This is a genomic window from Nocardioides caeni, assembly GCF_004912195.1.
Lineage (GTDB): Bacteria > Actinomycetota > Actinomycetes > Propionibacteriales > Nocardioidaceae > Nocardioides > Nocardioides caeni.
In genome coordinates, this window is sequence record NZ_STGW01000017.1 from 43,502 (window position 1) to 69,445 (window position 25,944).

At 71.7% G+C, this 25,944-nt stretch carries 23 protein-coding genes and 1 tRNA gene; 20 read left to right on the forward strand and 4 right to left on the reverse strand.

The features are described from left to right. Nucleotides 1–36: 36 nt before the first annotated feature. Entirely contained in the window at nt 37–846 is an 810-nt protein-coding gene (locus tag E9934_RS17515) for an HAD family hydrolase (RefSeq protein ID WP_136564196.1), read from the reverse strand. 226 nt (nt 847–1,072) lie between these two features. On the opposite strand from E9934_RS17515, the gene ssd reads away from it, so the two are divergent. The 7 genes from ssd to E9934_RS17550 all read left to right on the forward strand — a co-directional run bounded on the left by ssd (nt 1,073) and on the right by E9934_RS17550 (nt 6,065). Further along, nucleotides 1,073–2,227, forward strand: coding sequence for a septum site-determining protein Ssd (ssd, locus tag E9934_RS17520; protein ID WP_238695037.1), 1,155 nt, complete (start codon nt 1,073–1,075; stop codon nt 2,225–2,227). Continuing rightward, complete coding sequence (locus tag E9934_RS17525; RefSeq protein WP_136564197.1) at nt 2,224–3,420, forward strand: TadA family conjugal transfer-associated ATPase; 1,197 nt, start codon at nt 2,224–2,226, stop codon at nt 3,418–3,420. The genes ssd and E9934_RS17525 overlap by 4 nt, the downstream gene beginning before the upstream one ends. Nucleotides 3,421–3,425: 5 nt before the next feature. Continuing rightward, nucleotides 3,426–4,232: a type II secretion system F family protein gene (locus E9934_RS17530; RefSeq protein WP_136564198.1), complete on the forward strand. Its 807-nt coding sequence runs from the start codon at nt 3,426–3,428 to the stop codon at nt 4,230–4,232. A 5-nt stretch (nt 4,233–4,237) separates the two neighbouring features. Then, nucleotides 4,238–4,969 carry a type II secretion system F family protein gene (locus E9934_RS17535; RefSeq protein WP_136564221.1) on the forward strand — a complete coding sequence of 244 codons (732 nt, stop codon included), beginning with the start codon at nt 4,238–4,240 and terminating at the stop codon, nt 4,967–4,969. Between the two features lie 168 nt (nt 4,970–5,137). Next, nucleotides 5,138–5,326 (forward strand): DUF4244 domain-containing protein, encoded by a 189-nt coding sequence (locus E9934_RS17540; protein ID WP_202977372.1) that lies wholly within the window; start codon nt 5,138–5,140, stop codon nt 5,324–5,326. Between the two features lie 44 nt (nt 5,327–5,370). Further along, the gene (locus E9934_RS17545; RefSeq protein ID WP_238695038.1) at nt 5,371–5,712 is read left to right on the forward strand and encodes a TadE family type IV pilus minor pilin; all 342 of its coding nucleotides are present in this window, start codon (nt 5,371–5,373) and stop codon (nt 5,710–5,712) included. Continuing rightward, entirely contained in the window at nt 5,709–6,065 is a 357-nt protein-coding gene (locus E9934_RS17550) for an Rv3654c family TadE-like protein (protein ID WP_275106648.1), read from the forward strand. The genes E9934_RS17545 and E9934_RS17550 overlap by 4 nt, the downstream gene beginning before the upstream one ends. Before the next feature lie 25 nt (nt 6,066–6,090). Here the strand turns inward: E9934_RS17550 and E9934_RS17555 are convergent, their stop codons facing one another. Then, nucleotides 6,091–6,423, reverse strand: a complete 333-nt coding sequence (locus E9934_RS17555) for a hypothetical protein (RefSeq protein ID WP_136564201.1) — start codon at nt 6,421–6,423, stop codon at nt 6,091–6,093. Nucleotides 6,424–6,443: 20 nt separating this feature from the next. Beyond that, complete coding sequence (locus E9934_RS17560) at nt 6,444–8,801, reverse strand: DEAD/DEAH box helicase (RefSeq protein ID WP_238695040.1); 2,358 nt, start codon at nt 8,799–8,801, stop codon at nt 6,444–6,446. Nucleotides 8,802–8,958: 157 nt separating this feature from the next. Between E9934_RS17560 and E9934_RS17565 the strand changes: the two genes are divergently transcribed. From E9934_RS17565 to E9934_RS17610, 9 genes are all read left to right on the forward strand, one after another. After that, nucleotides 8,959–9,282, forward strand: a complete 324-nt coding sequence (locus E9934_RS17565) for an STAS domain-containing protein (RefSeq protein ID WP_136564203.1) — start codon at nt 8,959–8,961, stop codon at nt 9,280–9,282. A gap of 300 nt (nt 9,283–9,582) precedes the next feature. Beyond that, a complete protein-coding gene (locus E9934_RS17570; RefSeq protein ID WP_136564204.1) occupies nt 9,583–11,922 on the forward strand; it encodes a sodium-translocating pyrophosphatase in 2,340 nt (779 codons plus the stop codon). A gap of 38 nt (nt 11,923–11,960) precedes the next feature. Continuing rightward, a complete protein-coding gene (locus tag E9934_RS17575) occupies nt 11,961–12,734 on the forward strand; it encodes a M14 family zinc carboxypeptidase (RefSeq protein ID WP_158295053.1) in 774 nt (257 codons plus the stop codon). 44 nt (nt 12,735–12,778) lie between these two features. Continuing rightward, nucleotides 12,779–14,275 (forward strand): DUF7059 domain-containing protein, encoded by a 1,497-nt coding sequence (locus E9934_RS17580; protein ID WP_136564206.1) that lies wholly within the window; start codon nt 12,779–12,781, stop codon nt 14,273–14,275. 30 nt (nt 14,276–14,305) lie between these two features. Then, on the forward strand, nt 14,306–15,412 hold the full coding sequence (locus E9934_RS20085; protein ID WP_158295054.1) for a DUF2510 domain-containing protein: 1,107 nt from the start codon (nt 14,306–14,308) through the stop codon (nt 15,410–15,412). 347 nt (nt 15,413–15,759) lie between these two features. Continuing rightward, nucleotides 15,760–18,462 carry a type I DNA topoisomerase gene (gene topA / locus E9934_RS17595; protein WP_136564208.1) on the forward strand — a complete coding sequence of 901 codons (2,703 nt, stop codon included), beginning with the start codon at nt 15,760–15,762 and terminating at the stop codon, nt 18,460–18,462. 210 nt (nt 18,463–18,672) lie between these two features. Further along, nucleotides 18,673–19,341 carry a dTMP kinase gene (gene tmk / locus E9934_RS17600; protein WP_136564209.1) on the forward strand — a complete coding sequence of 223 codons (669 nt, stop codon included), beginning with the start codon at nt 18,673–18,675 and terminating at the stop codon, nt 19,339–19,341. Then, nucleotides 19,338–20,489 carry a DNA polymerase III subunit delta' gene (locus E9934_RS17605; RefSeq protein ID WP_136564210.1) on the forward strand — a complete coding sequence of 384 codons (1,152 nt, stop codon included), beginning with the start codon at nt 19,338–19,340 and terminating at the stop codon, nt 20,487–20,489. The genes tmk and E9934_RS17605 overlap by 4 nt, the downstream gene beginning before the upstream one ends. 28 nt (nt 20,490–20,517) lie before the next feature. Further along, the gene (locus tag E9934_RS17610) at nt 20,518–22,077 is read left to right on the forward strand and encodes an alpha/beta hydrolase (RefSeq protein ID WP_136564211.1); all 1,560 of its coding nucleotides are present in this window, start codon (nt 20,518–20,520) and stop codon (nt 22,075–22,077) included. Between the two features lies 1 nt (nt 22,078). Here E9934_RS17610 and E9934_RS17615 read toward each other — a convergent pair whose 3' ends face one another. Beyond that, nucleotides 22,079–22,996: a LysR family transcriptional regulator gene (locus E9934_RS17615; protein ID WP_136564212.1), complete on the reverse strand. Its 918-nt coding sequence runs from the start codon at nt 22,994–22,996 to the stop codon at nt 22,079–22,081. 136 nt (nt 22,997–23,132) lie between these two features. On the opposite strand from E9934_RS17615, the gene E9934_RS17620 reads away from it, so the two are divergent. The 4 genes from E9934_RS17620 (at nt 23,133) to E9934_RS17640 (ending at nt 25,872) form a co-directional block, all read left to right on the forward strand. Next, nucleotides 23,133–23,312: a hypothetical protein gene (locus E9934_RS17620; RefSeq protein WP_136564213.1), complete on the forward strand. Its 180-nt coding sequence runs from the start codon at nt 23,133–23,135 to the stop codon at nt 23,310–23,312. A gap of 70 nt (nt 23,313–23,382) precedes the next feature. Next, nucleotides 23,383–23,455 (forward strand) — tRNA-Thr (locus E9934_RS17625). A 356-nt stretch (nt 23,456–23,811) separates the two neighbouring features. Beyond that, nucleotides 23,812–24,153: a hypothetical protein gene (locus E9934_RS17630; RefSeq protein ID WP_136564214.1), complete on the forward strand. Its 342-nt coding sequence runs from the start codon at nt 23,812–23,814 to the stop codon at nt 24,151–24,153. Between the two features lie 426 nt (nt 24,154–24,579). Beyond that, complete coding sequence (locus E9934_RS17640; RefSeq protein ID WP_136564215.1) at nt 24,580–25,872, forward strand: ISL3 family transposase; 1,293 nt, start codon at nt 24,580–24,582, stop codon at nt 25,870–25,872. Nucleotides 25,873–25,944 lie beyond the last annotated feature (72 nt).

A 25,944-nucleotide genomic window follows, 5' to 3' on the forward strand; every position in this document is an offset into this window, starting at 1 on the left:
GCTCGCTGGCGCTCGCTCCTCGATGACCGACGAGGCTCAGGCGCTCAGCGAACGCTTCCGCGCACCGATGATCACGGCCGCGCCGACGGCGACGACGCCACCGACGGCGAGCGCGGCGAGCGTCGGCTTCGGCGGCGGCAGGTGGAGGCGCGACTGCAGCTCGACGGGGCGCGTGAACTGCAGGATCGGCCACTCGTTGGCGGTCGCGACCTTGCGCAGCTCCTTGTCGGGGTTGACCGCGAACGGGTGGCCGACGGTCTCGAGCATCGGCACGTCGGTGACCGAGTCGGAGTAGCCGTAGCTCTCGGCCAGGTCGTAGCCGACCTCCTGCGCGAGCGCCCGGACGGCGTTGGCCTTCTCCTCGGCATAGGCGTAGTAGTCGATCTCGCCGGTGTAGCGCCCGTCCTCCTCCGCGAGGCGGGTCGCGATGACGCGGTCGGCGCCGAGCATCTCGCCGATCGGCTCGACGACCTCGCTGCCCGACGTGGAGACGATGACGACGTCGCGGCCTGCGGCCTTGTGCTCGAGGATCAGTTGGACGGCCTCGTCATAGACCAGCGGGTCGACGATGTTGTGCAGGGTGTCGGCGACGATCTCGCGGACGGTCGCGACGTCCCAGCCGGCGCACAGCTGCGACATGAACTGCCGCATCTTCTCGACCTGGTCGTGGTCGGCGCCGCCGATCATGAAGACGAACTGGGCGTACGCCGAGCGCAGCACGGCCCGGCGCGAGATCAGTCCGCCGGCCTGGAAGGGCTTGCTGAAGGCCAGGACGCTCGACTTGGCGATGATCGTCTTGTCGAGGTCGAAGAACGCCGCCGTGGGCGGCGTACCTTGCGGGGCCATGTGGTCATCGTAGGAGATCGCGCGTGGCAGGGACGTCGATCGGCGAGCGTCGCATTCGCGGGATGCTCGGCAAGGCGCGGGCGCTATGGCGGTCTGGTTGCACCGTTGAGCGTCCGCAACGCCGCCGAGGGCCCGCGGTGCGGCGCGAGCCGGCGTCCCTGCCACGCGCGACCTCCAAGTCCCACGCGGCACCCGGACCGCCCGTTTCCGTCCACAGGCTCGTGGCGTGGCGCGGTGGTCCACCGCCGCGGCACCGTCCGGCATGACGATGTCGGCCGCCGGCGACACCGTTGGCATGACCACGACCCACCGCCACCCCGCCCATCGCCACGACCACACCGACGCGCCACCGCTCGTCGTCACGGCCGACGACGGCCTCCTCGCCGACCTGCTGCCGCTGGCCGCCGCGGCCGACGTCTCCCCGGTCGTCGTCCACGACGCCGCGGCAGCGCTCGCCCACTGGTCGCGCGCGCCCGTCGTCCTCGTCGGACCCGACGCCGCCGAGGCGCTCGCCGCCATCGCGCCCGAGGCCCGGGCCCGGGTCTACGTCGTCACCCGCCGCGCCGCACCACACGAGCTCTTCCGCACCACCTTGGCCCTCGGCGCCGAGCAGGTCGTCGAGCTGCCGGTCTCCGCAGGATGGCTCGTCGAGCTCCTCGCCGACCTGACCGAGCAGCTGCCCGGTCGAGCCCGCGTCATCGGGGTCGTCGGTGGCAGCGGCGGCGCGGGCGCCACCACCCTCGCCTGCGCGCTCGGCCAGTGGGCAGCACGGTCGGGTCCTGCGGTCGTCATCGACTGCGACCCGCAGGGCCCGGGACTGGACCGGATGCTCGGCGTCGAGCGCCGCGACGGCTTCCGCTGGGATGCGCTGTGCCAGACCACCGGACGCCTCTCCGCGCGGGCGCTGCGGGACGCCCTGCCGCGCAGCGGCCAGCTCGGCGTCCTGTCCTGGTACGTCGACGGGCGGGTCCAGTCGCTGCAGGCGTTCGCCGCCCGGGAGGCCCTGTCGGCGGCACGCCGCGGCCATGCGGTGGTCGTCCTCGACCTGCCCCGGACCAGGGATCCGCTGCTCGACGAGCTCGCCGCCCGCTGCGACGACCTGTTGGTGGCGACCGTCGCCAGCGTGGTCGGCGTCGCTGGGGCCGCCCGGATGCGCGCCCGCTTCGTCGACCACCCGTCCGCCGGGCTCGTCGTGCGCGGCGAGGCCTTCACCGACGACGAGATCCGGCGGGCCGTCGGCCTCCCGGTCCGCGCCCGGATGCGCGATCAACGCGGCCTGTCGGAAGCCGTCGACCTCGGCCTCGGTCCGCTGCGGTCCACCCGCGGACCGCTGGCGGGCGCCGTCGGGAGCCTCCTGGACACCGGCCGGCAGGCGGCATGAACACCCCCGCGAGCGTCCCGGCGGGCGAGGTGGCCGACCTGCGCGGACTCGTCGAGACGGTCCGCCGCCGCCTGGCGGCGCAGGCCGGTGACCTCACGCCCCACCGGGTCGCCGATGCGCTGCGGGCGTCGGGGATGCCGGTCGGCGATGCCACCGTCCTCGCCGTCCATGAGGAGATGCGCCGCGAGGCCGCCGGACTGGGCGTCCTCGAGCCGCTGCTGCGCCTTCCCGGCGTGACGGACGTCCTCGTCAACGGTCCCGGTCCGGTGCTCCTCGACCGCGGTGACGGGCTGGAGGAGACCGACGTCGTGCTGACCTCCGAGGAGTCGTGCCGACGACTCGCGCAGCGCCTCGTTGCGTCAGGTGGACGAAGGCTGGACGATGCCGCGCCGTACGCCGACGTGCGGCTGCCCGACGGCAGTCGCTGCCACGCCGTACTCGCTCCGCTGGCACACCCCGGCACCGCGATCTCGTTGCGGGTGCCGCGTCGCGGCGGCCTCGACCTGGCCGAGCTGCGGGCCGCGGGCGCCCTGACCGACGACGGGTGGGAGCTGGTGCGGCGCCTGGTCGCCGCGCGGCGGGCGTTCGTGGTCAGCGGCGGCACGGGGACGGGAAAGACGACGCTGCTCGCGGCGCTGCTGAGCGAGGTCGACCCGGGGGAGCGGCTGGTCGTCGTCGAGGACGCCGCCGAGCTGCGCCCACCCCATCCGCGGTTGGTGTCCTTGGAGTCGCGGCCCGCCAACGTGGAGGGCGCAGGCGCCGTCCCGATGCGCGACCTGGTCCGGCAGGCGCTGCGCATGCGACCCGACCGGCTCGTCGTGGGCGAGGTGCGCGACGGTGCCGTCGTCGACCTGCTCGCGGCGATGAACACCGGACACGAGGGCGGTTGCGGCACCCTGCACGCCAACACCGCGGGTGACGTCCCGGCCCGCATCGAGGCACTTGCCGTCAGCGCCGGGCTCGATCGCCTCGCCGTGCACAGCCAGCTCGCCGCAGCGCTCGACGTCGTCCTCCACGTGGTCCGCGACCGGAGCAGCGGCCGGCGCCGCCTCGGGGAGATCGCCGTGCTGCGCCGGCAGGACGACGGGCTGGTCCGCACCGAGGCAGCTGTCTCCTTCGATGCCGGCGGCCGGACGGTCCGGGGTGCGGGGCTCGACGACCTGCGCCGGCTGCTCGGCGGCACCGCGCCGTGACGGGCATGACGCTCGTGCTGACGCTGGGGGTGGCGGCCCTCGCCGCCGGCCTCGCCGTCGCGGTGCTGGTCGTGCCGATGGGCCGAATCGACCCGCCAGCCGGTGAGGAGTCGACGTTGCGCGCGCTCCCCGGACGGCGGCTGGTCCTGCTGACGGCGGTGCCGGCCGCGGTCGCCGGCGCCTGGTGGTCGTCGCGGACGACGATGCTGGTGGTCCTCGGGATCGCCGTCGTGGTGGGCGCGGCGCGTCTGGCGCGCGGACGTCGGGAGGCCAGGGAGGCGGGGGACCGTCGCGCTCGGGTCGTCGAGCTGTGCGCAGGCCTCCAGGCCGAGCTGTCCGCCGGGCTGACTCCCGCGGCAGCGCTCGGACGAGCCGCCGAGGAGTGGCCGTTGGTGGCAGGGGTGGCGCGGGTCGCTGAGGCGGGCGGCGACGTCCCCACCGCGCTCCGGGCGCTGGCCCGCACGCCCGGCGCCGAGTCGCTGTGCTTCGTCGCCGCGGCCTGGCAGGTCGCCCACCGCACCGGTCACGGCCTGGCCACCGCGCTGGCCCGGGTCGCCGACGACCTCCGGTCGGCGGAGCGGACCCGCCGCGTCGTCGTCGGGGAGCTGGCCTCGGCACGGGCGACCGCCCGCCTCCTGGCGGTGCTGCCCGCCCTCGCGCTCGCCATGGGATCGGGGGCCGGTGCCGATCCCCTCGGCTTCCTGGTCGGGCAGCCGGCGGGGATCGCGTGCCTCGCCGGCGGCCTGCTCCTGACCGGACTCGGGCTCGCGTGGATCGATGCCCTCGCCCGCGGTGTGGAGGCGTCCTCGTGACCGGCATGACGGGCATGACGGGCATGACGGTCATCGCTGCCTTGGTCGTCGCGGCGCTGGCGCTGCTCCGCACTCCTCGGCCGAGCCTGCCGGCGAGCACCCGTCCGGCGACTCCCGTGGCCGGGTCGGACACCGGCGACCTGCTCCGCCGCGGTGCCTGGGCCTGGGCGATGCTGGCCGGCGCCGGCACGTGGGCCTTCGTCGGCGGCACCGCCGGGCCGCCCGCCGCCGTGATCGTCGCGATCGTCGTCGCCGGCGCTGCCCGGCGCCTCGAGCCGGTGGGCGAGCGGCGCCGCCGCGAGGCGGCCCGCCGAGAGCTCCCGCACGTGGTGTCGCTGCTGGGCTCCGCCCTCCGGTCGGGCCTCGCGGCGCCGGACGCCGTCGAGCTCGTGGTCCGTGCGCTCGCCGGACCGGCGGCCGACCGGCTGCTGCCCTGGACCGCGCGGCTCCGGCTCGGCGAGGACCCCGCAGCCGTCTGGAGTGGGCTGGCCGCCGACCCCGCCCTCGGCACACTCGGACGTGCGTTGCTCCGTGCCCACCGCAGCGGGGCTCCCGTCGCCGACGCCGTCGACGCACTCGCCGCGGAGCTGGCCGAGCATGCCCGTGGGGAGGTCGAGGACCGGGCCCGGTCGGTCGGAGTGCGGGCCGCCGTACCGCTCGGAGTGTGTCTGCTGCCCGCCTTCGTGCTCCTCGGCATCGTGCCCCTGGTCGTCGGCCTCGCCACGTCGGTCGTGTGATCAATCGCCCCCAGCCGTCCCATCGCAGTCCACGTCGGGCCCCGCGAGCTGTGGACGAACGAACGCCGTGCACAGGGCCCCGATGCAGGAAGGGCCCGTCGTCGTCCGGCTCGGCCAAGGTCGTCACGGACGGCTGCATCGGGTGGCCGACGACCAGAGGAGATGACCATGCGCGACACCAGCCTCAGGGGCCGCAGGCTCGACGACCGCGGGGTGACGACGGCGGAGTACGCCGTTGCCACCGCTGCGGGAGCGGGATTCGCCGGCCTGCTCTACAAGCTGCTCAGCGGCGGCTTCGGCGACCGGCTGATCAAGACGCTCTTCGACCACGTCCTCAACCTGCTGGGCCTGGGGTGAGCCGGCTCTCCCGACGTCGATCGGCTGCCGTCCAGCGAGGTGCGGTGACGGCGGAGCTGGCAGTGGGCCTGCCGATCCTGCTGGCCGTGACCGCGGCGCTCACCTGGCTCGTCGCGGTCGCCGTCGGTCAGGTGCGCGCCGTCGACGCTGCCCGCGAGACCGCGCGGGCGCTGGCCCGGGGCGAGGACCCGGCGGCCGCGATCGCGCTCGGTGAGGCAGTGGCGCCGGACGGTGTCGCGATCACCACGGCGGTCTCGGGCCAACGGATCGTGGTGCGGGCGAGCGGCCGGATGGAGGGCCCGGGCGGGTTCCTGGGGTCACTGCCCGGTGCCCGCCTCGAGGCCGAGGCCGTCGCGGTGCCGGAGCCGACGGGCGCCGGACCGTGAGGTCACGAGGGGCCGATCGGGGAGCGGCCACGGTCCTCGTGGTCGCGATGGCGGGTGTGCTGCTGCTGATCGGGTGCGCCGCCGGCGTCGTCGGCGCCCTGGTCGTCGACCACCGCAGGGCACAGGCCGCAGCCGATCTGGCGGCGCTGGCGGGGGCGGCGGCGGTGAGCGATCCGACCGGCCTCGATCCGTGCGCGGAGGCGGCCGCAATCGTGCGCGCCAATGGCGCGGGTCTCGTGTCGTGCGTGGCGTCCGGAGCCGTGGTCACGGTCGAGGTGAGCGTCACCGGTCCGCGATGGCTCGGGCAGCGTGCCGACCTGTCGGCCCGGGCCCGCGCGGGACCAGTGGCCTGACAGCGGCGGTCTGACGGCCGTCCGGTCAGCGCTGGTCGGCGTCGCCCGACTCGTCGCGCAGGCGCTCGGCCTCGGCGCGCTCGAGCTTCTCGTTGAGCTCGCTGTACTTCTTCTGCTCCTTGCGGCGCTTCCAGCCCTGCTTGGCGCCGGCCTTCATGAACCACAGGCCGGCGACGACGAGGAGGGTCGACACGACAGCGACGACGAACAGTGTGCTGGCCCCCATCTCGAGGCCGATGAACGTCGTGTGCACGTCGGTCGTCCCCTGCGAGGACGTCGACTCGGCCTCGGTCCCGAAGATCCCAGCCAGGATCCCCAGCGCGCCGATGACGAGGAGGACGAGTCCCAAGATCACCATGGCGGCACGCTACTCCGGTTTCACGCCGGGGGTGCGTCGCGCAACAGGGCGTCGAGGAGCGCGATCGCGCCGGCCTTGTCGAGCGGGTCGTTGCCGTTGCCGCACTTCGGCGACTGGATGCACGACGGGCAGCCGGTGGCGCACTCGCAGCTGGCGATCGCCCCGCGGGTCGCGCGCAGCCAGGCGGCCGCGGTGCGGAAGCCGCGCTCGGCGAAGCCGGCGCCGCCGGGATGTCCGTCGTGGACGAAGACGGTCAGCTCGCCGGTGTCCGCGTGCCGGGCAGTGGAGACGCCGCCGATGTCCCACCGGTCGCAGGTGGCGAACAGCGGCAGCAGTCCGATCGAGCAGTGCTCGGCGGCATGTGCGGCTCCGGGCAGGTCGGCTGCGTCGAGCGCGGGCGTCGCGGTCAGCACGCTGTCGGGCACCGTCCACCACACCGCCGTCGTCGACAGCGTCCGCGGTGGCAGGTCGAGAGGTCGCTCGTCGATGACCTCGCCGGTGCGTGCCCGGCGCCGCAGGTAGGACGTCACCTGACTGGTCACGTCGACGATGCCGAACGACAGGTGGCACGCGCCCCAGGCCACCCGCTCCCGCTCCTCGGTGATCGTGATGTCGGTGACTTCCCGGGCGCTGGTGGTGAAGTCGGTGTCCTCGCGGCGCAGTGTCGCGACGTGCTCCTCCAGGTCGAGCTCCTCGACCAGCCAGGTCTCCCCGCGGTGCAGATAGACGGCGCCGGTGTGGGCGGTGCCGTGGGCCCGCCCGCCGTCGACCGTGCCGACGACCCGACCGGTGCCCGCCTCGACCAGCTGGACCTGTCGACCACCTGCCGACCGGATGTCGGCGAGGTCGGCGGCGCGGGAGCGGTCGGTCCAGAACCAGCCGATCGCCCGGCGCCGGAGCAGGCCCTGCTCCACCAACGTGCGGAGCACCTCGCGCATCCGCGGTCCGAACAGCTCCGCGTCGGCGACGGTCACGGGCAGCTCCTGGGCTGCGGCGCACAGGTGCGGTCCCAGGACGTGCGGGTTGTCGGTGTCGAACGCCGTGCCCTCCACCGGCCGGCCGAGCAGCGCCTCGGGGTGGTGGACCAGGTAGGTGTCCAGTGGGTCGTCGCGCGCCACCATCACGCCGAGTGCGCCGCCGCCGTCACGCCCGGCCCGGCCGACCTGCTGCCAGAAGGCGGCGCGGGTGCCGGGATAGCCGGTGACCACGACGGCGTCGAGCCCGCTCACGTCGATGCCGAGCTCCAGCGCGTTCGTCGCGGCCATGCCGAGCAAATGCCCCGAGCGGAGCTGACGCTCCAGCTCGCGGCGTTCCTCCGGGAGATAGCCGCCGCGGTAGGAGTCGATGCGGCCGGCCAGCGAGGGGTCCACCTCCGCGATCAGCTCCCCGGCCCGCTGGGCCACGGTCTCCACCCCGCGCCGCGACCGGACGAAGGCGAGCGTGCGGACGTCATCGACGACGAGATCCGCCAGCAGATCAGCGGTCTCGGCCGTCGCCGGTCGCCGGACGGGCGCGCCGTTCTCACCCGTGTGCGAGGTCAACGGAGGCTCCCACAACCCCAGGACCAGCTCACCGCGCGGCGACCCGTCCTCGGTGACCTCGGTGACCGGCCGGCCGATCATCCGCGCCGCGGTCACCCCGGGCTCGGCCACCGTCGCCGACGCCAGGACGAAGCGGGGCTGCGCGCCGTGGTGGGCCGCGACCCGCTGCAACCGGCGCAGGATCTGCGCGACATGCGCACCGAAGACGCCGCGGTAGTGGTGGCACTCGTCCACCACGACATGGTCGAGCGACTTGAAGAAGTGGTGCCACCGCTCATGGCCGGGCAGCAGCGAGCGGTGCAGCATGTCGGGATTGGTGAGGACGTACTCCGCATGGTCGCGGGTCCACTCCCGCTCCTCCGGGGTGCTGTCGCCGTCATGCGTCGCGACCCGGACGTCGAGCCCGAGGTCCCGCAGCGACGCCCACTGGTCGTGCGCCAGCGCCTTCGTCGGCGCGAGATAGAGGGTGGAGGACCCGCGCTGCCCCCGCGGACCCCGCGCCGCACGGATCGCCGACAACGTCGGCAGCAGATAGGCGAGCGACTTCCCCGACGCCGTACCGGTCGACACCACGACGTCCTCGCCACGATGCGCCGCCTCCGCCGCCGCGACCTGGTGCGACCACGGACGCTCCACCCCGCGCCGCCCGTACGACGCCACCAGCTCCGCGTCGGCCCACGCCGGCCAGGCCACGTGCTCGGCCGCCCGGGCCGGCCGGACCGCACGATGGGTCAGCCGATCGGCCCGCCCGGGCAGGGCCACCAGACGGTCCAGCAGCGCTGCCGGCGGGCGGCCGACACCCGTGCTCGGGACGGCGGAATCGGGCGCTGCGCTCACCCCCGGATTGTCGCAAGGAGGTCCGACGCCTTCCCACTCCGCGGGGCCCCCGTCTGCGCGGATTTGGTGCTCGTCGTGCGGGCCCGGTTGGGTCATGGTTTGATTGAGCCCACTACAAGGGCCATACAAGGACCGACTTGATTCCGGGGTGAGGGTCGTGAATCTGACACTGTCGACGCGCGAGGTCGGTGGTCGCACCGTCGTCGCCGTGGGTGGCGAGATCGACGTCTACACCGCCCCCAAGCTCCGTGACACGATCACCGAGCTCGTCGCCGCAGGCACCTACCAGCTCGTCGTGGACATGCAGGACGTCGAATTCCTCGACTCCACCGGCCTCGGCGTCCTCGTCGGCGGCCTCAAGAAGGTCCGCGCCCACGACGGCTCCCTCGAGCTCGTCTGCAACGCCGACCGACTCCTCAAGATCTTTAAGATCACCGGCCTCGCCAAGGTCTTCGTCATCCACGACTCGCTGCCGGTTTGATGGCGCGAGCGCGTCGCCGCTGATCGACGCCTGCGGGGAGGCCGGCACCGGCGGCGTGGTGCTGCCTGGGTCCGATTCACCACGGTATGTAGGCGAGTTGTCACGTCCCGCGCGGAACTCCGCCGCGGAACCGCCGGTTCGCCTACATACCGTGGTGAATCGGACCACGGCCCCGACCCAGATCCTGTGACTCGCGTCACATCGTTCGTGTGTTCCGCGCTCAGGTCTGCGTAGACTCCGGGCCACGTTGTATGACCTGGGTCACATGACCCGAAGTGAACTCCCCCAGGAGGCAGTCGCATGCCCCATCCGTATCTGGCCGATGTCGAAGTGACCGGGGGCAATCTCGTCCTCGTGCTGGTGGTGGCAGCCATCGGCCTCGGGTCGCTGGCCATGGCCACCCTGTTCCGGACCGAGGTGCTCCGCGCCGGCGAGGGCACGCCCAAGATGCAGGAGATCGCGCAGGCGGTGCAGGAGGGGGCCAATGCCTACCTCACCCGCCAGTTCCGCACGCTGACGATCTTCGCGGCGATCGCCTTCGTGGTGCTGCTGGCCCTGCCGGCGCACACGGCGGACGGGGCCGACGGCCTCCAGTCGGAGTGGGCGGTGCGGATCTTCCGCTCGGTCTTCTTCCTCGTGGGCGCAGGCTTCTCCGCCGCGATCGGCTTCCTGGGCATGTCACTGGCAGTCCGCGCCAACCTGCGGGTCGCCGCAGCGGCGGAGACCGAGGGCCGCGACCCGGCGATGAACATCGGCTTCCGCACGGGCGCGGTCGTCGGCATGGCGACCGTCGGCCTGGGCCTCCTCGGAGCGAGCATCGTCGTCCTGGTCTTCCAGAGCTCCGCGCCCAACGTGCTGGAGGGCTTCGGCTTCGGCGCGGCACTGCTCGCGATGTTCATGCGGGTCGGCGGCGGCATCTTCACGAAGGCCGCCGACGTCGGCGCCGACCTCGTCGGCAAGGTCGAGCAGGGCATCCCCGAGGACGACCCGCGCAACGCGGCGACGATCGCCGACAACGTCGGTGACAACGTCGGCGACTGCGCCGGCATGGCGGCCGACCTGTTCGAGTCCTACGCCGTCACGCTGGTCGCCGCGCTGATCCTCGGCTCGCAGGCGTTCGGCGACAAGGGCCTGGTGTTCCCGTTGCTCATCCCGGCGATCGGAGCGATCACCGCGGTGATCGGCACCTACCTGTGCAAGCCCCGCGCCGGCGAGAGCGGCCTGACCACGATCAACCGGGCGTTCTACCTCTCCGCGGCGATCAGCCTCGTCGGGTGCGTCGCCCTGTCGTTCATCTACCTCCCGGGCGACTGGAGCGACTTCGGCACCGGCGTCGACGCGGACGTCGCCCCCGGGATCTTCGCCTCCGGCGCGGTCGTGATCGGCATCGTGCTGGCGGCCGCGATCCTCGCGCTCACCGGCTACTTCACCGGCACCGAGCACCGCCCGGTCAAGGACGTCGCCCAGACCTCGCTGACCGGCCACGCGACCGTGATCCTCTCCGGCCTCTCCGTCGGACTGGAGTCGGCGGTCTACACCGCGATCGTCATCGGGTCCGCTGTCTTCGGTGCCGCGCTGCTGGCCGGTGGTGCCGTCGAGCTCGCGCTCTTCGCCGTCGCCCTCGCCGGCTGCGGACTGCTCACGACCGTCGGTGTCATCGTCGCGATGGACACCTTCGGCCCGGTCTCCGACAACGCCCAGGGCATCGCGGAGATGTCCGGCGACGTCAGCGAGGGCGGCGCGCAGATCCTCACCGAGCTGGACGCGGTCGGCAACACCACCAAGGCCATCACCAAGGGCATCGCGATCGCGACGGCCGTCCTCGCCGCGAGCGCGCTGTTCGCGTCGTACGTCCAGACCGCCCTGGAGTCCTACGGCGACGCGCTGCCGGACGCCACCCTCGACGACGCCCTCGGCTTCCTGCAGATCTTCAGTGTCTACGACGCCAAGGTGATCGTCGGCGCCCTGCTCGGTGCGGGCGTGGTGTTCCTCTTCTCGGGCCTGGCGATCAACGCCGTCGGTCGTGCGGCGGGCGCCGTGGTCTATGAGGTACGACGCCAGTTCCGCGACATCCCCGGGATCATGGAGGGCACCGGCCGGCCGGAGTACGGCCGGGTCGTCGACATCGTGACGCGCGACTCGCTGCGCGAGCTGGCCACCCCGGGCATCCTCGCGATCCTGAGCCCCATCGCCGTCGGCTTCGGTCTCGGCGTCGGCCCGCTGGCCGGCTTCCTCGTCGGCGCTATCGCGACCGGCACCCTGATGGCGGTCTTCCTCGCCAACGCCGGTGGTGCGTGGGACAACGCCAAGAAGCTGGTCGAGGACGGACACCACGGCGGCAAGGGCTCGGAGGCCCACGCCGCCACCGTCACCGGCGACACGGTGGGCGACCCGTTCAAGGACACCGCCGGCCCGGCGATCAACCCGCTGCTCAAGGTGATGAACCTGGTCTCGCTGCTCATCGTCGCCGCCGTGGTCGACCTGTCCTACGGCGAGAGCGAGAACGACGTCGTGCGGATCCTGATCGCCCTGGCGGCGGCAGCGGGCATCTTCGCGGCCGTCTACATCTCCAAGCAGCGCACGTCGGCGCTGACCGACGACGCGCCGGCGCCACCCGCGCCGTCGCTCGACAAGAGCTAGAGCTCAGCGCCGCTGTTGTGATCCGTCGTCTTCTCGGGATGCTGGCGGTGGTGGCCCTGGCCACCGCCGCCAGCGCGGCCGTGCCCTCGCCGTCGGCTGCCGTCGACGGCCACCAGTTCTGGACCCTCCCTCAGGGGCCGGGCTACACGAAGTCCGCGCGCGTCATCGGTCACTCGGCCAGCGGGCGGCGGATCGTCGCCTACTACCGCGGCTACGAGGGTGCCGAGCACGTGCTCCTCGTGCTCGGACAGATGCACGGCGACGAGTCGGCCGGGCGCCGGACGGCCGAGTTCGTCCGCGACCGGATCGTTCCCCGCGAGCGCACCGGCATCTGGGTCGTCGTGTCGATGAACCCCGACGGCGCCGCGCGCGGGACCCGCGCCAACGCCCGTGGCGTGGACCTCAACCGCAACTGGCCGACCAGCGGCTGGACCAGCGCCGGCCGGGGCGGCCGCTACTGGGGCGGTCCGCGCCGGGCCAGCGAGCCGGAGACCCGCGCGATGATCCGCTTCCTGCGCGAGATCAAGCCCGACTTCATCGCCTCGATCCACCAGCCCCTCGCCGCCATCGGCAGCAGCTCGCGCGGCGTCGCGTGGCAGCGTCGTCTCGCCAGCAACCTCGGCCTGCCGCGGCGCCACCTCGGCGTCGGCAACCCGTCGGGCACGGTCTCGCCCACCCTGACCGGCTGGTACGACAGCACCCTCGGTGCGCACGGGGTCGCCACGACGATCGAGTACGGCGCCAGCCCGCCGCGCAGCTTCGTCACCGTGCGTGCCGCCGACGGGATCACGAAAGCCGCGCTGGTGAGGTGACGCCGGACGCGGCGCCGCGTGCCGGCACGGCCTACGGTTGACCCGTGCTGCCCCTCGCCCTGTCCGGCCCCCTCCGCGACGCCCTCGTGGCCGCCGACTTCACCGTCGACTCCGTCAGCGACCTGCTCGGTCCCCAGGCCCACGCGGCGCTCTCGCGCAACGAGACGACGCCCGCCCTCCGTCGTACGGCGGCTGCGGCTGAGCGCGGTCCGCTCGCGACGCTCGTGCGACTGTTCCTGCTGCAGGCCGCCGTGCCGCTGGACGACGCGGAGCGGGCGCTGCCCGGGCTGGTCGACCGGCTCGCCAACGCCGGCTTCCTCGCGCAGAGCGTCGGCGAGGTCGGCGCCCGCCTGGACGTTCGTCCCTATGCCAGCGAGGACGGCGACCTGTGGGTCGTCAGCGACCTCACGCCCGGTCTCGACGGGATCGCGACGCGGGTGACGGGCGACTACGTGCTCGGCATCAGCCCGGCGTCGTCCAGCCTGGCCCAGCTGACCCTGCGCCACGACGTGGGGAGCGCGCTCGACCTCGGCACCGGCTGCGGCGTGCAGGCCCTGCACCTGGCGACCCACAGCGACCGCGTCGTCGCCACCGACGTCAATGCCCGCGCCCTGGCGATGGCGCGCTTCAACGCCGCGCTCAACGACGTCGACGACAAGGTCGAGGTCCGCGACGGCTCGTTCTTCGCGCCGGTGGCGGGCGAGCGGTTCGACCTGATCGCCACCAACCCGCCGTTCGTCATCTCGCCCGCGACCGGCGAGCGTCTCGTCTACCGCGACTCCGGCCTTCCCGGCGACCAGGTCGTCGAGCACATCGTCCGCACCGCGCCCGACCACCTCACCGAGGGCGGCTGGTGCCAGGTCCTCGCCAACTGGGTGATCGACGCCGACCGGCCGTGGGACGAGCGACTTGCCGGCTGGCTGCCCGCGGAGTGCGACGCATTCGTCGTGCAGCGCGAGGTCCTCGACCCGGCGTCGTACGTCGAGCTCTGGCTCAAGGACGCCGGTCACCACCCCTCCACCGGCGGCGACCCTCGGGCCTACGTCGACCGCTACGACACCTGGCTGTCGTGGCTCGAGCAGCAGGGCGTCGGCGGCGTGGGCTTCGGCTGGATCAACCTGCGGCGCAGCGACGTCGCCGATCCCGCGCGCGAGCTGCTCGAGTGGCCCTATGAGGTCGAGCAGCCCATCGCTCCGGCGATCGGCGAGTGGGCCGACGCCGCCGCGGCCGCCCGCACGGTCGACGCCGACAGCCGGCTGGTGCTGCGTCCCGACGTGCTGCAGGAGACCAGCGGCGCCGTCGGCGCGGAGGATCCCGCCGCCATCGTGGTGCGCCAGCAGCGCGGCTTCCGGCGAGCCCGCCGGGTCGACACGGTGACGGCGGCCGTGGTCGGAGCCAGCGACGGCGAGCTCCCACTCGGGCCGTTGGTCGACGCGGTCGGCCAGCTGCTGGACCGCGATCCCGCGAGCCTGCGCGAGGCCTACCTGCCCGAGCTGGCCGAGCTCGTGGCGGAGGGATTCCTCACGGTCGCGGAGGCTTGAGCCTGTGCCGGGTGCGGCAGACTGGCTCCCGTGACGAACGCAGGCTGGTATCCGGACCCCGCTGGTGCGCCCGACACCTATCGCTACTGGGACGGGCAGTCGTGGAGCCAGATGACCACGACGAGCCCGCCCGCTGCCGCGGCGCCGACCCCGCCTGCCGGTCCGCCGGCGCCGTCGGGTCCGCCCGCGCCGTCCGCCCCGCAGGGCCCCCAGGGCTATGGCGCGCTGCCGCCCGCCGGACCCACTCCGCCGCCGTACGGCGGACCGGGCCAGCCCGGTCAGCCCGGTCAGCCGTGGGGGCCGACACCGGCACCGGGTGCGCCCGGCGGAGGCGGCGGCAGCACCGGCAAGACCGTCGGGATCGTGATCGCGGCGGTGCTGGTCCTCGTGCTGCTCGGCCTGGGCGGCTTCTTCGGCGTCCGGGCGCTGACCGATGACGACGACTCCTCGCGTGCCTCCGATGGCGACAGCTCGGAGTCGACCGACGGCACCGACAGCACGGACAGCACTGACGAGCCGACGGACGACTCGACCGACGACTCCACGGACGACCCGACCGATCCCTCGACCTCCAGCACGATCCGGCCGACCGGCATCCAGTGCACCGGCGGCGATCCCGAGCCGGCGAAGGATCCCGGCAAGCGGGTGAGGCTGCTGACGGGCGGCGGGCTGATGGTGCCGCGGCCGCAGGGCTTCGAGGCGTCGATCGCCTACTCCGACTCCCACAGCTTCGCCGACGGGATCATCATCGCGGTCCGCCAGGCCAGCGACAGCTGGATCAACGAGATCGCCGTCGGCGGTCTGCCGCTCGCCAACGGGTTCACCAGCCCCGAGCAGGCCGCGGAGATCATCATGCAGTGCCTGACCACCAACCCGATGATCTACTCCGGCTTCGAGAGCCGCACCGACCTGACCAACGAGGCGATCAAGGTGGATGGCCGTGACGCCTGGCAGATCACCGCGGAGCTGCGGGTGGACGACAGCAAGGTGAGCGTCGAGGGCGACGTCGCGACGGTCGTGGTCGTCGACACCGGCAGCGCCGACCACTACGGACTGTTCCTCTCCGCCGCCACGATCGGTGAGCCCGACCAGATCGCGGTGGCCGAGCGCGCCCTGCGCCGCCTGACCCTCGACTGACCCACGAAGTGGGAGGTCTCGCTCCGCGAAGTGGGAGGTCTCGCTCCGCGAAGTGGGAGATCTCGCTCCGCGAAGTGGGAGATCTCGCTCCGCGAAGTGGAGGCGTGGTCATCTCGGCCGGGCGCAGGCGTCGGACCACCTCGACCGGCGAAGCCTCCCGCCTGGCGTGACCACTCCTCCCACTTCGCCCAGCCAGGGCTCCCACTTCGCCCAGCCAGGGGTCCCACTTCGCGGAGGATGAGAGCCCACCACGGACGCCGCTCGCGACGGCGCTGGCCGGTACGCGCTACCGTGATCGGCCGTAAGACCGGTTTGATCCTGAGGCACGTCCAGTAGAGAAGGTCCCTGTGGCACACAAGTTGGTGATCGTCGAGTCGCCGGCCAAGGCCCGCACCATCGGCGGGTACCTCGGCAGCGGCTACGTCGTCGAGTCCTCCATCGGCCACATCCGTGACCTCCCGAACAATGCGGCCGACACCCCGGCGAAGATCAAGGACAAGCCGTGGGGGCGGCTGGCGATCGACGTGGAGAACGGCTTCGAGCCCTACTACGTCGTCCCGCGCGACAAGAAGTCGCACATCTCCAAGCTCAAGCAGCTCCTCAAGGACGCCGACGAGCTCTTCCTCGCCACCGATGAGGACCGCGAGGGAGAGGCGATCGCCTGGCACCTCCTCGACGAGCTGAAGCCGAAGAACATCCCCGTCAAGCGGATGGTCTTCCACGAGATCACCAAGGCCGCCATCCAGGAGGCCGCCGCCAACCCGCGCGAGCTCGACATGGACCTTGTCGAGGCGCAGGAGACCCGTCGCCTCCTCGACCGCCTCTACGGCTACGAGGTTTCGCCCGTGCTGTGGCGCAAGGTCATGTCGGGCCTGTCCGCCGGCCGCGTGCAGTCCGTCGCGACCCGCCTGGTGGTGGACAAGGAGAAGGAGCGGATGGCCTTCCGGGCCGCCTCCTACTGGGACCTCGAGGGCACCTTCGACGCCGGTAGCAAGCACGACCAGCGGATGTTCCCCGCCAAGCTGCACACCGTCGACGGCACCCGCGTCGCCACCGGCAGCAACTTCGGCCAGGACGGCCAGCTCAAGGCTGGGCGGTCGGGCAAGGCCGACGTCGTCCATCTGGACCAGCGCCGCGCCGAGGCCCTCGCGTCGGCGCTCGCCGACACGTCGTACGACGTCCGCTCGGTCGAGTCCAAGCCCTACCGTCGCTCGCCTTACGCGCCCTTCCGCACCACCACGCTGCAGCAGGAGGCGAGCCGCAAGCTCGGCATGAGTTCCAGCGTCACGATGAGTGTCGCGCAGCGGCTCTATGAGAACGGCTTCATCACCTACATGCGCACCGACAGCACCACGCTGTCGGGCAACGCGATCGCCGCCGCCCGGTCGCAGGTGAGCGAGCTCTATGGCAGCGAGTACCTCCCCGACGCGCCCCGCACCTATGCCAGCAAGGTCAAGAACGCCCAGGAGGCGCACGAGGCGATCCGCCCGGCAGGCGACTCGTTCCGCACGCCGGCGCAGACCGGCCTGACCGGCGACCAGTTCCGGCTCTATGAGCTGATCTGGATGCGCACCGTCGCCTCGCAGATGAAGGACGCCGTCGGCCAGTCGGTCACGATCCGTCTCGGTGGTGCCGCCGCGTCCGGCGAGGACGTCGTGTTCTCCGCGTCCGGTCGCGTCATCACCTTCCACGGCTTCCTCAAGGCCTACGTCGAGGGCACCGACGACAACGCCGCCAAGGACGACCAGGAGACGCGACTGCCCAACCTGGCCGAGGGCGACCCGGTCTCCGCGGCCTCGCTCAGCGCCAATGGCCACGAGACGAAGCCGCCCGCGCGCTACACCGAGGCGACGCTGATCAAGGAGCTCGAGGACCGGCAGATCGGCCGACCCTCGACGTACGCCTCGATCATCTCGACGATCCTCAACCGCGGCTACGTCTACAAGAAGGGCACCGCGCTGGTGCCGGCCTGGATCGCGTTCTCCGTGACCCGCCTCCTCACCGAGCACTTCGAGCGGCTCATCGACTACGAGTTCACCGCCTCGATGGAGACGGTGCTCGACGACATCGCCCGCGGCGAGAAGGACCGGGTCACCGAGCTGACCGAGTTCTACTACGGCTCCGAGCGACTGCAGGGCCTGCAGCCGCTCGTCACCGGCCTGGGCGACATCGACGCCCGCGAGCTCGCGACCTTCCCGGTCGGCTCGGCCGAGGACGGCATCGACCTGCGCGTCGGCAAGTACGGCCCCTATCTCGAGGGGCCCGACGACGGCTCCGGGACCCGGGTGCGCGCCAACGTGCCCGACGACCTGCCGCCCGACGAGCTCACCGTGGACAAGGCGAAGGAGCTGCTCGCCAACCCGGCCGGGGAGGAGATCGAGCTCGGCACGCATCCCGAGTCCGGCCTGCCGGTCGTGGCGAAGAACGGCCGCTTCGGCCCCTACGTCACCGAGGTGCTGCCCGAGGACGCGCCGAAGAAGGACAAGCCGCGCACCGGCTCGCTCTTCAAGTCGATGTCGCTCGACACGATCACCCTCGACGACGCCGTGAAGCTGCTCGCCCTCCCGCGCGTCGTCGGCGCCGATCCGGAGAGCGGGGAGGAGATCACGGCGCAGAACGGCCGCTACGGCCCGTACCTCAAGAAGGGCACCGACTCCCGCTCGCTCACCAGCGAGGACCAGATCTTCGGCATCTCCCTCGACGAGGCGCTGAAGATCTACAGCCAGCCCAAGCATCGGGGTCGCGCCGCCGCGGCGCCGCCGTTGAAGGAGCTCGGCAACGACCCGGTCTCCGGGCAGCCGGTGGTCGTGAAGGCCGGCCGCTTCGGCGAGTACGTCACCGACGGTGAATACAACGCCACCCTCCGCAAGGACGACTCGGTCGAGGCGATCACCCTCGAGCGCGCCGCCGAGCTGCTCGCCGAGCGCCGCGCCAAGGGCCCGGCGAAGAAGGCGGCCAAGAAGGGCGCGAAGAAGACCGCGGCGAAGAAGACGGCGAAGAAGACCGCGGCCAAGAAGACGGCCGCGAAGAAGACGGCCAGGAAGTCCTGACTCGCTGGTCATCGAGGACCGAGCCATCTGTCGGTCGTCGAGTAGCCCGCGAGGAACGAGCGGGCGTATCGAGACGTCTGTGGGTGCTGCCGTGACTGGCCCGGTCCGGCACGAGGGCTGCGGGCGTCTCGATACGCGGCTCGCTGGCGCTCGCCTGCTACTCGACGACCGACCGGCATGCGCGTCGGCACCGTCGACTAGGTTCGCCCTGTGACCTCCCGCCCCCTCGAGCACCGGCCCGGCCGCCACACCGACACCGGTGTGTTCGTCTGCTTCGAGGGCGGCGAGGGCGGTGGCAAGTCGACGCAGTCGCGGCTGCTGCGCGAGGCGCTGGCGGCCGACGGCTACGAGGTGCTGTTGACGTTCGAGCCGGGCGACACCCCCGTGGGGGCGGAGATGCGGCGGATCGTGCTCAGCCCGGAGACGGGTCACCTCGACCCGCGCACCGAGTTCCTGCTCTACGCCGCCGACAAGGCCGAGCACGTCGCCTCGCTCGTCGAGCCGGCACTCGCCCGGGGCGAGGTGGTCGTGATGGACCGCTACGTCGACTCGACCCTCGCCTACCAGGGCGCCGGCCGCGCGCTCGACGCGGCGGAGCTCGAGGACCTCGCGCGCTGGGCGACCCGCGACCTGCGGCCCCACCTGACGGTCGTGCTCGACCTGGAGCCGTCGGCCGGTCTGGGCCGGTTCGAGGGCCGGGACCGGATCGAGGGGGAGTCGCTGGAGTTCCACCAGCGGGTGCGCCAGGCCTTTCTCGACCTCGCGGCGCGCGACCCGGAGCACTACCTGGTCCTCGACGCGCGCGCCCCGATCGAGGAGATCGCGACGGCGATCAGCGGGCGGGTCGCACCGCTCCTCGCGCAGGCGGTGCGGTCGTGAGCATCTGGTCCACGCTGGTCGGTCAGCGTCCGGTGGTCGACGCCCTCGAGAAGGCCGTGTCGGGTCACGGGATGACCCACGCCTGGCTGTTCACCGGTCCGCCGGGATCCGGCCGCTCCAACGCGGCGATCGCGTTCGCGGCGGCGCTGCAGTGCGCCGACGGCGGCGCGGGTCCCGACTGCCCGACCACCTGCCACGCCTGCCACACGGTCCTCGCCGGATCCCACGCGGACGTGCAGGTCATCCGCACGCAGAAGCTGTCGATCGGCGTCGACGAGGTCCGCGAGCTGGTCCGTCGCGCCTCGCTGAGCCCGATGGGCGACCGCTGGCAGATCCTTGTCGTCGAGGACGCCGACCGCCTCACCGAGCAGGCCTGCAACGCGCTGCTCAAGGCGATCGAGGAGCCCAACGGCCGCACCGTGTGGATGCTGTGTGCCCCGACCGTCGAGGACGTCCTGCCCACGATCAGGTCCCGCTGCCGCCTGGTCACCCTCTCGACCCCGACCACCCGTGAGGTCGCCGGCTTCCTGACCGACAAGGGCATCCCGGGGCCGCTGGCGTCGTACGCCGCGAGGGCGAGCCAGGGGCACATCGGCCGGGCCCGCGCGCTGGCGTTCGACGAGCAGGTGCGGACGCGGCGGCAGGAGGTCGTCTCCATGCCCGCCCGGCTGACGTCGCTGGGCCGGTGCATGGACGCCGCGACGCGCCTGGCCTCCACGGCGAAGGAGGAGGCCGACGCGATCACCGCCGAGCTGGACGCGCAGGAGAAGTCCGACCTCGACGCGTCCTACGGCGTGGTGGAGCGGGGCCGTCGTCCGCGTGAGTACGGGCCGGCGCTGGCCGCCCTCGAGAAGGCGCAGCGGACCCGGGCCAAGCGTCGCCATCTCGACGTCGTCGACCGGGGGCTGACGGACCTGATGTCGGTCTATCGCGACGCGATCGCGGTCGCGACGAATGCGCCCGGTGAGCTGGTCAACGAGGACATCCGCGACCAGGTCCAGCAGGTGGTGGACACCTCGACCCCGGAGCTCAACCTGCGGCGGATCGGGTGGATCTTCGGTGCGCGCGAGCAGATGCTGGAGTTCAATGTGCCCGTCGCCTTGGCCCTGGAGTCGATGATGGTGGCATTGAAGGCGCCCCAGCGATGAGGCGTCCCGGTTGTGGAGGGACCCGCGGATGAACAAGAGACTGATGGTGGCGGTGGGCGTCATCTGGGCGCTGGTGCTGGTGGCGGCGATGGGCGTCGGCACGGTGCTGCTGCTGGACCGCGACGGCGACGGCGGCGATGACGACAAGGACACGTCGGCCGACGCCACGCCGACCCCGGCCGCCTCCGAGATGCAGGAGCTGGACGACTTCTACGACCAGGAGATCGCCTGGACGGGCTGCGGCGACAACGAGTGCGGCGTGCTGCTCGTCCCGATCGACTACCAGGACCCGGGCGCGGGCTCGATCGAGCTCGCCGTCGAGCGGGTCGCCGCGACCGGTGACCGGATCGGCTCGCTGGTGGTCAACCCCGGCGGTCCGGGAGCGCCCGGCACCAACACCGCGCGCGACGCTTCCTACTACTTCGGCGACGAGCTGCTCGAGGCCTACGACATCGTCGGCTTCGACCCGCGCGGCACCGGCGACTCCTCGCCGGTCGACTGCCTCTCCGACAGCGAGCTCGACGCCCAGCTGGCGGGCGACCCCGACCCGGACACCCCGGCCGAGGTGGACGACTTCGAGGCCAGCTCGCGTGACTTCTGGGCGGGCTGCGAGCAGAAGTCCGGCGACGTCGCCGCCCACGTCAGCACGGTGGAGGCCGCGCGCGACATGGACGTCCTGCGCTCGGCGCTCGGCGAGGACGAGCTGGACTACTTCGGCTTCTCCTACGGGACGCGACTCGGGGCGACGTACGCCGAGCTCTATCCGGAGAACACCGGTCGACTCGTCCTCGACGGTGCGGTCGACCCGTCGATCTCCTCGCGGGATGGCGCCCTGAGTCAGGCGGAGGGCTTCGAGGTCGCGTTGCGGGCCTACGTCGAGAACTGCATCAGCAGCTCGGCCGGCTGCTTCCTCGGTGACTCGGTCGACGCCGCCCTGGCGACGATCAAGGGCCTGATCGCCGACATCGACGAGGAGCCGCTGCCGACCGACGACGCGGCGGGTCGCGACCTCAGCGTCGGGCTGGCGTTCTATGGCATCATCACGCCGCTCTATGCCGAGGACTACTGGGTGGCGCTCGACGCCGGGCTGCAGCAGGCGCTCGACGGCGACGGCAGCACGCTGCTGCTGCTCGCCGACAGCTATGCCTCCCGCGAGGAGGGCACCTTCCAGGACAACAGCCTGGAGGCGATCTCGGTGATCAACTGCCTCGACGACCCGTGGTCGATCGGCACCGACGAGGTCGAGGCCAACATCGCCGACTTCGAGAAGGTGTCGCCCACCTTCGGCACGGTCTTCGCGTGGGGCCTCACCGCCTGCCACGGCATCCCGTTCGAGTCGACCGACGAGCCCGACCTCGTGATCGACGGTGCGGGTGCCGCCCCGATCGTCGTCATCGGCACGACCCGCGACCCGGCGACGCCCTACAAGGAGGCGGTGGCGATGGCCGAGCAGCTGGAGTCGGGTGTGCTGATCAGCCGCGACGGCGACGGCCACACCGGCTACAACCAGGAGAACGCGTGCGTCGACGACGCCGTCCACGCCTACCTGATCGACGGAGAGGTCCCCGACGACGGCCTCGAGTGCTGAGTCAGACCGGCTCGGCAATGGCCTGGATGCGAGCGGTCGCGAGCTCGATCATCAGCCGCGCCGCCGGGGAGAGCGTCGCGCCGGCGCGGTGCACGATCGCGATCGTGTCGTACTGACGGGGGCGCAGCGACACCCAGCCCGCCTCGGGCGCGAGCCGGGGGAGGAGCTGACTGGCCGCGCCCTTGTTGATGACGGTGTCGGCGAGCCCGCGCCCGACGAGCTCGACGGCGGTCTCGACGTCCTCCACCTCGATCCGCGTGATCGGGTTGCGGCCGACCTCGTGCAGCATCTGCCGCAGGACCATGCGCGTGGAGTCGGTGGCGCGCCAGGTCGTCTCGGCCATGACCAGTGACGCGTCCGCCAGGCGGCGGGGGGTCAGGGGCGCGTGCAGCCGGTCGGGGTGCGCGGAGACATAGACGAGCTCGTCGCGCGCGACCGGCGTGATCGTCATGCCCTCGCTGGACAGGCCGGGGACGGCGATCATCGCCGCCTCGAGGCGCCCGCGACGCAGGTCCTCGTGGACGTCGCGTGAGTTCTGGCCGATCAGCTCGACCCGCACGCCCGGATGGCGCTCGAGCACGTCGGCGACGAGCCCTGCTCCGGCGTACAGGCGCGCAGTGCCGAACATCCCGAAGCGGATGGTGCCGGTCTCGAAGGAGCGCACGCTAGCGACCGCGCGCTCCGCCTCCTGGACCGACGCCAGCACCCGCTCGGCGTGGGGGCGGAAGGAGTCGGCGACGGTGGTCGGTACGACGCCACGACCCACGCGGCGAAACAGCTGCACGCCGAGCGACCGCTCCAGCAACCGGATCTGCTCGGACACCGACGGCTGCGCATAGCCGAGCTCCTCGGCGGCGCGGGTGAGCGAGCCGTGCTCGTAGGTGGCGAGGAAGCAGGTGAGCTGGTGCAGGGAGAGCATCGGATCCTCCTCGGCCGGAGCGGATCCATAGGTGCAACCTATGGATCAGACTGGAAAGTGAGCCTACCCCTTGAGCGCTGACCGATCGAGAATGGTGGTGTCAGCAACTCGTCCAAGATCCCGGAGGAGGCCCACCGTGTTCGCCCACCACTGCTCTGCCTGCCACAAGCGCCAGCTCATCTTCCCCAGCCAGGTCACCGCGCTGGACAACACCGACGCCGGGATCGTCGTGCACTTCACCTGCTGGTGCTCCGCGCCCCAGACGCTCGTAACGGGCCGCCGCTCGGCCCGGCCGCAGGTCCCCGCCGCCGCCTGACCGACGCGATTGGCTCTCCCCGCGGCCCGCTCGGTATGCTTCCGCGGTCGCCGACCCACGGTCGGCGGACGCCGCCTTAGCTCAGTCGGTAGAGCGAGTCACTCGTAATGACTAGGTCGTCGGTTCGATTCCGACAGGCGGCTCCGACGACAGTGGCTCTGACCAGCAGGAATGTTGGTCAGAGCCACTGTACGTTATGAGGGCCAAGAGGCCGATTGACACGTTTGTGACACGGCAGCGTGCGAAGAATTTCTTCGGCTGACAATAGGCGCTCCGGAAGTGCTCTAAATAACCAGCTGTTCAGAGCCAAGCGCGTTCTTAATGGAGATCCATTCTGGGTGGAGGTTGTTCCGTAATGGGCGCAATACCGCCGCAGGGTGCTACAGGTGTGAAGTTTACCTTCGGTTTAGTGTGGGCGCCCCTAATTTTCGGATTGTCGTTTGGCTGTGGTTCAGTGCCGTCGAAGTCGATCGGGGCCCCAAGTAACGGGGATAGTGCAGTGGGTCTGATCCAGATCACGGCCGATTGCGAGCCGCTCGACATTCCTGAATTTCAGCGTGTTGTCGAAGGCAATGTTCCTCAAAGTGCATGGCGGGCGCGCATGCCTGATCGCGACTGGTATTGGTTGCTGGCCTCGTTCGACGACGACAACGCTGCATGGTTGGTACACCAATCACATGACGGAGCCACCACTTTGCTGGTGGGGAACGAAGCAGCACGTCGTTTCACGCCCCATGCGGCCGATGCGGTCGGTAACGCTCCCGACGAATTTATCGCCGCGGCCGACGGAGCGTTGGGGTGCCTAGACAGCGTGACACTTCCTTCAGAGCTCTGGCCGTAGCCCTTCGGTAACGTGTTAATGGCGTCCGGCGGCGCAGGCCCACCCAGAGGAGGAGTGAAGCCAGCGGATTCGTAGGGACGTGGCGCTGGCTGGACGCACGATCGGTGGCGTTGAATACGAAAGGCCGCCAACTTGGCACTTCTCGGGTTCATCGAACCCGACCTAATCCTGGAACGGCGCTGCACCCGTCGATGCTTCATCTGGTGACCATGTCCGGCACCGGGTTGTCGCGGACTGGGAACCGGCAGATTAACCGGATTCTGACGCCATGGCCGTGCAACTGCGCAACCCCGGGCTGGGAGTGACTACTACGACCGCAGAAAGGCGGCTCTTCGAACTTGAGCGTGGTGGCCTGCTGATGTGAGGGCTCGTGGCCCTACGTGAGCATGGGTGTTGTCGAGACATCCAGCCACGAGGACCACGAGCTTGTTGAAGCCTACGCATGATGCTGACGCGGCGTCGATCCTGTTCAACCTGCCCGGCTACCGGGTGCTGGCCGCTGGCCACGTCGATCCCGACAGCGAGGACGCCGGCAGGTGGGCGCTGGTCGAGGCCGTCGCCGCGGAGGGCGGCTGCCCGGACTGCGGAGTGCTCTCGGGCCGGATCCATGCCCGCCCGGTCCAGGTCGTCAAGGACGTGCCCTGCGGTGGCGAAGCACTCGAGGTCCGCGTGTGCAAGCGGCGGTTCCGGTGCCAGGAGGCTGCGTGCGCGCGGGCCACGTTCGTGGAGGAGACCGACGAGCTGCCGTTCCGGGCCCGGTTCACCACGCGGCTGGCCGAGAAGACGCTGGCATCGTTGCGGGCCGAGCCTCGCAGCATCCACGCGGTCACCGTCGAGTCGGGCCTGTCGTGGCCGACCGTGATGGGTCTGCTGACCAGCACCGTGGATCTGGCCACGATCCCCGAACAGCGGCTCGTGCGACGCCTCGGCGTTGATGAGCACCGGTTCCGCCGCGTGCGCTACGTGCGCGACCACGACGGCGGCGTGACTCGGGTCGAGCCGTGGTCGATCATGCTCACCGGCCTGGACACCGGCGCGATCCTCGATGTCGTCGACGGTCGCCGCGGCCCTGCGGTCAAGCAGTGGCTGGCCGCCCGGCCCCGCTGGTGGCGACGCCGAATCGAGTACGTGGCGATGGACATGTCCAGTGAGTTCCGCGCCGCGATCCGCAAGAGCCTGCCCAGGGCCAAGATCAGCGTCGACCACTGGCACGTGGTCCGGCTGGCCAACGACATGGTCACCACCGTGCGACGCCGCCGGATCTGGGAAACCGAGCAGCGTCGTGGCCGCAAGGTCGACACCGCGTGGCGCTACCGCCAACTCCTCCTCGCCAACAGCAGCCGGCTCTCGACCCGGCAACGAGCCCGGCTGAACGAGGTCCTCGACTCCGACCTGCAGCTCAAGCTCGCGTGGGGCGTCAAGGAGCACGTCCGACAACTGCTCGCCACCCGGCACATCGACGACTTCCACCGCGAGTGGGCACACCTGGAGCGAGCAGTGAAGGCCAGCAACCTCCCCGAGGCCGAGCGGCTACTCAAGACGTTGAAGGCGTGGCGACGCGAGCTGTTGACCTTCTGCCGGACCCGGATCACCAACGCCCGGACCGAGGCGGCGAACCTCAACGCCAAGACCTTCAAGCGAGCCGGCCGGGGGTACCGCAACCACGACAACTACCGATCCAGGATCACGGCCTACGCGCCGACCCGGACGGCGGCGTGAACACCCTCACCACGCTGAACCTCGAAGAGCCTCCTTGATCGCGCAGACGTAGAGCTTGCCTTCGCGGGTGGG